Annotated in this window: 10 protein-coding genes and 1 pseudogene; 7 read left to right on the plus strand and 4 right to left on the minus strand. The window is 41.3% G+C overall.

Annotated features, from left to right (window positions below; translation table 11 throughout):
* Positions 1-32: 32 nt before the first annotated feature.
* Both E2L07_RS14255 and E2L07_RS14260 read left to right on the plus strand, forming a co-directional pair.
* Positions 33-302 carry a hypothetical protein gene (locus E2L07_RS14255; RefSeq protein WP_010899621.1) on the plus strand — a complete coding sequence of 90 codons (270 nt, stop codon included), beginning with the start codon at positions 33-35 and terminating at the stop codon, positions 300-302.
* 14 nt (positions 303-316) lie between these two features.
* Entirely contained in the window at positions 317-640 is a 324-nt protein-coding gene (locus E2L07_RS14260; protein ID WP_010899622.1) for a spore coat protein, read from the plus strand.
* A 42-nt stretch (positions 641-682) separates the two neighbouring features.
* Here the strand turns inward: E2L07_RS14260 and E2L07_RS14265 are convergent, their stop codons facing one another.
* Positions 683-931 (minus strand): YusU family protein, encoded by a 249-nt coding sequence (locus E2L07_RS14265; RefSeq protein WP_010899623.1) that lies wholly within the window; start codon positions 929-931, stop codon positions 683-685.
* A 116-nt stretch (positions 932-1,047) separates the two neighbouring features.
* On the opposite strand from E2L07_RS14265, the gene E2L07_RS14270 reads away from it, so the two are divergent.
* The 3 genes from E2L07_RS14270 to E2L07_RS20875 are packed head-to-tail and all read left to right on the plus strand — an operon-like array spanning position 1,048 to position 2,965.
* Positions 1,048-1,437: a GntR family transcriptional regulator gene (locus tag E2L07_RS14270; protein WP_010899624.1), complete on the plus strand. Its 390-nt coding sequence runs from the start codon at positions 1,048-1,050 to the stop codon at positions 1,435-1,437.
* A complete protein-coding gene (locus E2L07_RS14275; RefSeq protein ID WP_134229891.1) occupies positions 1,415-2,266 on the plus strand; it encodes an ABC transporter ATP-binding protein in 852 nt (283 codons plus the stop codon). Before E2L07_RS14270 ends, E2L07_RS14275 begins: the two co-directional genes overlap by 23 nt.
* Positions 2,267-2,284: 18 nt before the next feature.
* Entirely contained in the window at positions 2,285-2,965 is a 681-nt protein-coding gene (locus E2L07_RS20875; protein WP_053430320.1) for an LTA synthase family protein, read from the plus strand.
* Positions 2,966-3,077: 112 nt separating this feature from the next.
* Here E2L07_RS20875 and E2L07_RS14285 read toward each other — a convergent pair whose 3' ends face one another.
* The gene (locus tag E2L07_RS14285; RefSeq protein WP_134229892.1) at positions 3,078-4,964 is read right to left on the minus strand and encodes a zf-HC2 domain-containing protein; all 1,887 of its coding nucleotides are present in this window, start codon (positions 4,962-4,964) and stop codon (positions 3,078-3,080) included.
* Between the two features lie 139 nt (positions 4,965-5,103).
* On the opposite strand from E2L07_RS14285, the gene E2L07_RS14290 reads away from it, so the two are divergent.
* Positions 5,104-5,508, plus strand: coding sequence for a secondary thiamine-phosphate synthase enzyme YjbQ (locus E2L07_RS14290; RefSeq protein WP_041820870.1), 405 nt, complete (start codon positions 5,104-5,106; stop codon positions 5,506-5,508).
* Between the two features lie 261 nt (positions 5,509-5,769).
* Positions 5,770-6,030 (plus strand): annotated as a pseudogene (locus E2L07_RS14295) (ATP-binding cassette domain-containing protein); the annotation flags it as partial.
* Positions 6,031-6,473: 443 nt separating this feature from the next.
* Here the strand turns inward: E2L07_RS14295 and E2L07_RS14300 are convergent.
* Both E2L07_RS14300 and E2L07_RS14305 read right to left on the minus strand, forming a co-directional pair.
* On the minus strand, positions 6,474-7,367 hold the full coding sequence (locus E2L07_RS14300) for an AraC family transcriptional regulator (protein ID WP_134229893.1): 894 nt from the start codon (positions 7,365-7,367) through the stop codon (positions 6,474-6,476).
* A 404-nt stretch (positions 7,368-7,771) separates the two neighbouring features.
* Complete coding sequence (locus tag E2L07_RS14305) at positions 7,772-8,377, minus strand: peptidoglycan bridge formation glycyltransferase FemA/FemB family protein (protein WP_134229894.1); 606 nt, start codon at positions 8,375-8,377, stop codon at positions 7,772-7,774.
* Positions 8,378-8,719: the final 342 nt, after the last annotated feature.

Genomic DNA, 8,719 nt, shown 5'->3' on the forward strand with positions numbered 1-8,719 from the left:
TAGGTGCACTACTGTAAAAAGGAGGCTCACTCATGCAGCAACAATCATTCATGCAATCTGGACAACAGCAAGGTGTCATGCCGCAACCACCACAGGTGATCACGGTGAAAGACCAACTGTACATTACGGATATGCTGTCATGGAATTTATTGGCTTGTAAAAAGGCTCATTTCTTCGCCCAGCAGTGTCAAGATCCTGAAGTGAAGCAGGCACTTGAACAAGCGGGGCAAATGCACCAACGCCACTACACGATGCTTCTTGGCCACTTACAAAACCAGCAAAACATGGCAACGGTTCAATAAAGGAGGCTTTTTACATGAATCAGCAGCAAAAAATCCAGAATCCAGAAACACCTGTTCAGAAGAACACGCAAATGTCCGATCGGGATTTCATCAATGATCAACTAGCAACGGAGAAGTACATCACTTCTTCTTACAGCATTGCAATGAACGAAGCGAGCCACCAACAGCTGTACCAAGATATTTTTACCGCCTGTCAAGAAGCACAAGATTGTCAACGTCAACTGTATGAACTGATGTTTAAGAAAGGGTGGTACAGCTTAGAAGCAGCTCCTGAGCAAAAATTACAAGAAGCGTACCAACAATTTTCCGGTTACATGAATCAGCTTCCGTATCACTAAAAAGATACAAACAAAAGCCTAGGGAAAATCCTAGGTTTTTGTTTACTGTTTATTTTCTCGTTGCTTTTTATTTAGTTGCTGGATGTCGAGGAATAGAGCTTTCATTCCTTCTTTCGCATCAGGGTATTGACTGCTCCAGTGTTTTGCGAGAGGTGGCATCGTTTTTGAAATATGAGAATAGATGGCGTAGGCACGAATTTTTTCTTTCATCTCCTCACTTGTATCCCCAACGAGAAGCTCTGCATATTTCTCCACCAATCCGTCCAATTGCTCTTTTAATTTTTCGTCCAATTAAAACACTCCCTGCCAATTGTTTCCGTCATTATACCATAGTCAAAAATATGTTTGACATTTTTACCGCCACGTTATATGGTTAGTTACATAAGTAATGAACCAAGGAGGTTGTGATGAACTATACGTTTGATGACAGCCGTCCTCTCTTTCAACAAGTGGCCGATGCAATTGCGAATGACATCATTCACAACGTCATTAAAGAGGGGGAGCAGGTCCCATCCACCAATCAATTTGCTAAGCATCATCAGATCAACCCTGCTACGGTGGCGAAAGGCTTTCATTTATTAGTGGACCAAGGCATTTTATTTAAAAAGCGAGGGGTTGGCATGTTCGTAGCAAAGGGGGCACGAGATCAATTGTTGGAACAACGGCGAGAGACTTTTTATTCTGATTTTATCGTTCCACTTTTAAACGAAGCAAAAACACTTCATTTGTCAGAGGAAATGATTTTAGACCTGATTAAAAGAGGGGGAGCTAACGATGACAGCGACGATCACATGTGATCATGTCTCAATGACCATCAAAGGAGAAGAGATTCTTTCCTCCATTTCATGTACGTTTGAGGAAAACAAAATCTACGGCTTGCTTGGGCGTAACGGTGCAGGAAAAACAACATTTATGAAGCTATTAACAGGACAGCTGCTGCCTACATCAGGTTCAATACGCCTCAATGGAGAAGATCCATTCAATAACGAAAAAGCACAGATGCACCTTTGCTTCATTAAGGAAAACGGCAACTTTTTAAAGGGCTTAACTGTCAACCAGCTGATAAAAAACATTCCGAGCTTTTTTCCAAATTGGGACCATCAACTTGTAGACGAATTACTCGATCGCTTTGAGTTGCCCCGTCATAAACGAATATCAACTTTTTCAAAAGGGATGGAATCGGCACTGGGCATTACGGTCGGTTTAGGCTCTAGGGCACCTGTGACGATTTTTGATGAGCCTTATATCGGGATGGATGCGGCTAATCGTCAGCTGTTTTACGATCGGTTGGTCGAAGATTATGCAGAGCATCCACGGACCATTATCATTTCCACCCATTTAATCGATGAAATTGCTAGCGTTTTTGAACGGATTACCGTCATTCGAAAAGGAAAAATGATTGTTGACCAAGAGGTTGATTCCCTTCGAAATCATGCCTTTAAACTGACAGGCAAAGAGAATGACTTTGATTTCCTTCAAGGGGTACAGATTCTCGATGAGCAGCGCTTCATGGGAAAACGGACATTGACAGTACTCGATGAACATGGGACGCTCCAGTCGATTCCAGCGTCAATACAGAAACAGCCTCTATCGTTACAAGACTTTATGGTTCAAGTGACAAAATAGAATTAGGAGGGTTATCAAATGTACCATTCTCTCACCCAGCTTCGGTTACAAACCTACGATACAGGACGATCTTTTCTTATTTTCTGGTCGATTTTATTCGGATTTATCGTATTAAGCTTTGCCTTAAGTTTGTTTTTAACAGAAACGAACATTATTTTTTATGTCAGTTTCCCTAGCTATATTTTTGTAACCATTACAGGATTTTTAATGGTGAAGCAGGACTTTGCCTTTCTTGTCCATATGGGAAAATCAAGAACACATTTTACGTATGTGGCTTTTGCATTTTTCGTTATTCTTGCCATCGTCATGTCGTTCATCAATGCAATGGTTCACGTGATCACCCATTTCATCATTAACCAATTCGCCTTGACGATTACGATTGATACCTTCGCCATATTACTGCTGTCCCAGTCTAATTTTCTAACGAGCATTTGGGTAGACGCAACAATTATGCTCACCTTACTAACCGTATCGTTTTTCGTCGCAAGCATTTCGTACCGATTCGGCCGAGTAGGAACGTACCTTTTCTGTGCTCTCGTTTTGCTACTCCTCATTTTTCCACCGGTCCGTGACGTCTTGCATCCATTTTTCTTAGGCTTTAGTGAAAAAGGCGCGTCTCACTTCTCATGGCTTTTGCTGCTCAGTGTGTTTTTCACCAGCCTGTCAGTAGTCACATTGCGCAAATCGTCGTTATCTTAGGATAGTCGTGTACTCGGTTCCTACTCATTTAATATAAAGAAGAATCCATTTTGATCGTTAAAAACGCCGAATGCAAAAAGTCAGCCAAGGATAATTCAGGCTGACTTTGCTTTTATTCCTCTTTTAGTTCAAAACGGGTTGCACCTTTAATCACCTTCGTCTGACGGTGACCGTAAATTTTCATTAAAAGGGTACCATTCGCTTCTGTATCGGATAAGGAAAACGTGGATTCATATGGTAAGTAGCGATGCCCTGCTATTCTTAAAAGATGAGGCCCGTTTTTTTCTACCACTGATCCATCTCGATCCACATAAACAAACTGTTGTTCAAAATCATAAGGAAACACCTCTTGACCTTGCCCCGTCTCAAGGACGAAATGAAGGGCGTCATAAGGCCGGTCCGCGGAACGATCCTCCCTCATACGAAAGGTCCATTCGCCATTTTTTCGCTCGCGAATAAACGTTATCGGTGAACCGAGATAGTAAACGGTGGCGTAATTCTGGCCGTTAAAATCGAGCGGAATCTCTTGATAATATTCCACATTCTCAACGACGGTCGGGTCGATCAGTTCAACAGATGTCACATCGACAGGCTCCATCGGTTGAAAAGCGACTTTAAACTGCGTTTCCTCCCCCTCGGTATTCATATGAAACGAAAGGCTGTTCTGATTACGAACACGGTATTTATCGTTGATCATAAGCTCATGCAAGGAATAACTAATCTCGTATCCGAACCGATATTCAGGATCACGAACCGCGAAATCAGCGATCGTGGCTGTCGGTGCGAAGGTTAACGATTTTAACGTTAATTCCCATCCATCTAGAGTTGATGTCTCATTCACATCGACGACCGTAACAGGTTCACGCTCCACCTCGACACTAACCGACCATTCCCCAACTTGCTCAACTGGATTCTCCTCTTTTAGCTGGACAGGATACAGGCGCTGGAGCTCTACATGAATCATACCTTTCTTTTCAGGAATCGGTGGTAAAATAATAATTCCTGTGCTTACATTCTCATCAAATGTCAATGGTTCAATCCGCATGCTATCCCCTCTTTTAATAAGAGGCTTCAGCTGCCCACTTTCACTTTCAAACATCACCTGTCGTCCATATTCTGGGAACAACGTTGTGTTTCCCTTCACGTTTTTCACTTCGTAATAGAGATACGTTTGCATTTCATCTGCCACAACATCGGTGATGGCAAAGCGCACCCCGCTGTCCTCCGCGGTCACATACATGGCATACCCCTTGAACATAGACCACCATTGATGAAGCCGCTCACTACCCGCAGGGGTCATCGATAAACCGACACCGAGGAGGAGAACCGCCGCTAAACCACCCACTAACGTCAGTCGCCTTTTTCGAGCCCGTTGTTTTTTTCTCATGTACCAATCGATCCATTGCTCAAGCTCTTCAAAAAATTGATCAGATGGCTGCCGCGTACTGACATCTCGTTGAAAGCTTTCAATTGCCTGTTTAAATGCTCGTTCCTTTTCACGACACGACCCGCATGAAGCTAAGTGCTCTTTGACCTTGTGTTTTTCAAGGAAATTTAAGTGTCCATCCATATATTCGAACATAATCCGGCCCGAAAGCGAACACGAATCATGTTCCTTCCCTGACCGAGCGCCTAACGTCACAAGACCTGCGAACTTTTCGTTTAGCACTCGTTCATGTTTAACATTCACCATTCGACTAATCGTCTCTACGGGCAGCTTTGCGATATAGGAAAGAACGATGACATCTTTCGTAAGCCCTTTTAATTCGGCTTCCATCCTCCCTTTCTTTTTCCGATGAACATGCCGATAAATGGCCTTAACAAGCTGCTCATGGGAAAACGGTTGTGACGAATGGCGATCTAATTCAATTAGTATTTTTGCAAATAATAAGGGAATCTCTTTTTCTTCTACATAAAAAGAAGCGATCTGGTAATAGGGCGTGCCATGCTGTTTCAGCCACGTCAGAAGGTCATGACCTCTTTTCTCTTGTCTTTCCATTTGTCGCCCCCTTTTCTCTCCATACTACTTCCTCTCTCCTCCACCATTATACTACAGAATCCCACCAAAAAATCATTGATCGAACGGCACATATTTGCTTAATCTAAATATATGAACTTGATTAGAAAGGGTGGTCCTTATGATGAAAACCTTCCATCTTACGACCCAATCTCGAGATGAGATGGTCGATATTACGTCACAGATTGAAACATGGATTCGCGAAACGGGTGTAACCAACGGGGTCGCGATTGTTTCCTCATTGCATACGACAGCGGGCATTACGGTCAACGAAAATGCGGACCCTGATGTCAAGCGGGATATGATCATGCGTCTTGATGAAGTCTATCCATGGCATCACGAAAACGACCGCCATATGGAAGGAAACACCGCTGCTCATTTAAAAACGAGCACAGTAGGACATGCACAAACATTGATCATTTCCGAGGGAAGACTCGTCCTCGGCACGTGGCAAGGGGTTTATTTTTGTGAGTTTGACGGACCGAGGACGAACCGCAAATTTGTCGTCAAATTGTTGACCGATTGACGTTATTACTATTAAGTTACTCGGCATCATTTATCACCTTAAGGATATCACGGCTCAAATCATTAGGATAAAAAATAACATATAAGCTTCCACTAAAAAGATCAATTTTATTGAGCATGAATCATTATTATAAGCCAATTGGCAAAAGAGAAAGGCCTGGTCATCCACACATTAAGGTATTCCGGGAAAGAAGGTCTTTTACCGAATATTCAGTACGAATACTGTCAAGGTATCTTTTTTGTGTATACGCATAATTAGACGGACGTTTCTGGTGGACAAAAACAGCGTGTCGCCATTGGTAGAGCATTAATTAATGAACCAAGGTTAATTTTGGCAGATGAACCGACAGGAGCATTGGACCAAAAGACATCAAAAGAAATTATGGAAATATTAAACAAACTACACAAGGAAGGAAAAACAGTGATCATTGTTACTCATGATCCTTTTGTTGCGGATTATTGTGATAGAATCATCCAGTTGGAGGACGGAAAGGTCGTGTCAGATACGTCTAAAGCAGTATAAATTGAGAGTATAGATTCTTTTGTGCAAATGAGAATTGCTCCAAATAAACGAAGAAGGCTTTACGTGGAGATGTGGGCATGCTAGACTTAGCAGACCGTTATGTCGCTAGTAATCATGCCCCCCAAGGCTCCATGTCAAGCAGAAAACCAATCCGTACTAGACCGAAAGCCCCCACGTAAGCCGATCTTCAAAATAAATGGCTAGCTATAACATCATTCTGGCCAATCTCTTATCAGCATCGGTCAATTTTTAATTTTTCCGTCGTAGCTAAATAAATAATCTTTTAATTCCTCATCTATCGGATAGGCTATTTTTGCTAAGCTGTCTATGATAACCGTTTTAGATCCTTCTTCTGCATCGCAGGTGGGTAAGTAAAAATAATCGGGTGTTTCTGCAACTGTTGTCAACAATCCGTTAAGTTGAGCCTAATAAGATAATAGCTCTTATTTCTCACCGCTTCGTTTTTTTACAGGGATGTAGATGTCCATCTCTATGTTCTCTGTTCCATGGCACCTTTCGTCATACAGCTCGAATTCCACTACTCCATTGTGTTCATAATCCGATTGTGGAAACCATTCTGTAAAAATATAATTCCATGTGGACTGAATGGAAGAAGTAAACGATTCCTCATTTGCCTTCGGTGTAGTGAACACTGCATACTCCAGTTCGGGAAAACTTTTATACACCATCCCTTCAGGTGTTTTTGTTCCCTTCTCTACTTCCATTCCGATTACATACACGAACTCACCTGTCCCAGGATTAAACTCCGTGCAAATGCCGAGTTCCACATGTTTGTGTAGCGGATTCGGAATAGTGCAGCCTAATTTATTTTTCAAATAATGCTGCCAAAATTCAGGAATGTCTTTATTGTTTTGACCGTCTGCATTTTTCGTTTTAAGTTCGTATCCAATGATGTGAAAAGCAGGTTTCGTGACAAATTTCGGTTCCATCTTATGACCTCCTAGCCAAAGTTTTTTACCGAGACAGGCTTTTCCACGAAGGGGGCTGGATATTCTTTTTGCGTTTCGGTATTGTCTCGGTGAAACGCCATAGATCTTCTTGAACGCCCGATTAAACGACTCTTGGTATTGAAACCCAACCTCAATTGCAATCGTTATCACCTTTTCATCTGTATAGAATAAGCGTTCTGCTGCACAAATCAGCCTTCGCTTTCTAATATAATCCATCACAGATTCTCCCACTATTGCCTGGAAGACACGATGATAATGAAACGGTGAAAAGCAAGCGATCTTTGCTAATTGCTCCAGAGTCATTTGTTCCTGAAGGTTTTCTTCAATGTAATCAAGCGTTCGTTGGATACAAACCACATAATCCATTCCCCTTCACCTACCCTACATCCACTATAACAGCAAACAAACATTCGGTCTTAACCATTTTTGCTCTATTTTTTCTAAAGCAAAATAGTTATTCTGATCGTTTAAGTGCAAACTAAAACCCCTCATGAGGAAAATGTTGCTCCTTCAGGAGGGGTATGGACAAAAAATAAAGCATAAGTTAACCTCAACGGCAACTTATGCTTTATAGTATGTTCCGTACCATTGTTGAATTCGATGGAGACGGTGGGAATCTTGTCACTACATTTTATCTAGACTAACTTTTTAGCGAATATCCTAATTTATAGGCGTTTTTGCAAATCTCCTATAAAGAAAGTTAGTGAATATTTTAAGCAGTTTGTTACCAAAAACGTTACCACAAAAGAGCAGCGGTGTGCTGCTCCTCTTTATTCAACCTCAGTAAATTTAATTCTTGTACTTAAATCCAATATATCACCTTCATTAGCATAAAATACAAATTCCTTTTCTCGATGGCGTCCTTCTCCTAATATCGTATTTACTTTAACAGACCCATCCGATGAATAAACAACAAAGTTACCACTTCCTCCGTCGGCTTCTGCCACATATCTTGCAGGTTGAATATCGGAGCCGACTACAAAATGTCCAGCCGCAAGAGAGATAGGTTCACTCTCTTTTTTCTTAAGTTCGCCAGTAAGAGAAGCGATTTCCTCTTCTAAAGAGGACACTTCTGCTTTAAGCTCTTCTACCTGTGACTTTTGCTCCTTTATTTCCTCTTCGACTTCTTCTCGCCTTTCGTAAATATCTAAAGCCTCATCGATCGCTTCTCTCTTGCTCTCGATTGTTTCTTCTAACTCTTCATACTCAATCCAAGCTTCGTTTTTAGCTTCTACAATTTCCTCAAGCTCGCTTTCTTTTTTTGCAATTTCTTCAACCAATTGATCGTACGTGACTTTCTCACCTTGAATATCAACTTTTTCTCCACAACCTACTAACAAAACAATAAGCGCAATTAAGCTAAAAAACTTTTTCAATTTTATTCCCCCTAGTAATAAATAACTATATGCCCATGATACACCAAAGTGTTCATTGATAGTAACCGTAAAACAAAAAATCCCTCACAAGCGCGAGAGATTTTTACTTATTTTTTTAGATTTCAACTTTATAAACGTTACCAAATATGGTAGCTTAGTAATTGACTATTAAGGGAGGGGATAAAAATGGAAGAAAGAAAGAAGTTTTACGAGAAATGTATTTTGCAATAGAAAAGTGCAGAGAAATGCAATGAAAAATGCAGAGGTTTGCCACCCATTTAATTCCTTTTCGACAATGCGTGGGACAGTCTATAGCTCTCGCCATGAAAAGAGATGATATGG

Origin of the sequence: Halalkalibacterium halodurans (genome assembly GCF_004376175.1) — a bacterium.
GTDB lineage: Bacteria > Bacillota > Bacilli > Bacillales > Bacillaceae_D > Halalkalibacterium > Halalkalibacterium halodurans.

Bases quoted from the DNA above. Each gene is read 5' to 3' on its own strand.
- E2L07_RS14255 (WP_010899621.1), top strand. From the start codon at position 33: ATGCAGCAACAATCATTCATGCAATCTGGACAACAGCAAGGTGTCATG.
- E2L07_RS14260 (WP_010899622.1), top strand. From the start codon at position 317: ATGAATCAGCAGCAAAAAATCCAGAATCCAGAAACACCTGTTCAGAAG.
- E2L07_RS14270 (WP_010899624.1), top strand. From the start codon at position 1,048: ATGAACTATACGTTTGATGACAGCCGTCCTCTCTTTCAACAAGTGGCC.
- E2L07_RS14275 (WP_134229891.1), top strand. From the start codon at position 1,415: ATGACAGCGACGATCACATGTGATCATGTCTCAATGACCATCAAAGGA.
- E2L07_RS20875 (WP_053430320.1), top strand. From the start codon at position 2,285: ATGTACCATTCTCTCACCCAGCTTCGGTTACAAACCTACGATACAGGA.
- E2L07_RS14285 (WP_134229892.1), bottom strand. From the start codon at position 4,964: ATGGAAAGACAAGAGAAAAGAGGTCATGACCTTCTGACGTGGCTGAAA.
- E2L07_RS14290 (WP_041820870.1), top strand. From the start codon at position 5,104: ATGATGAAAACCTTCCATCTTACGACCCAATCTCGAGATGAGATGGTC.
- E2L07_RS14300 (WP_134229893.1), bottom strand. From the start codon at position 7,367: ATGGATTATGTGGTTTGTATCCAACGAACGCTTGATTACATTGAAGAA.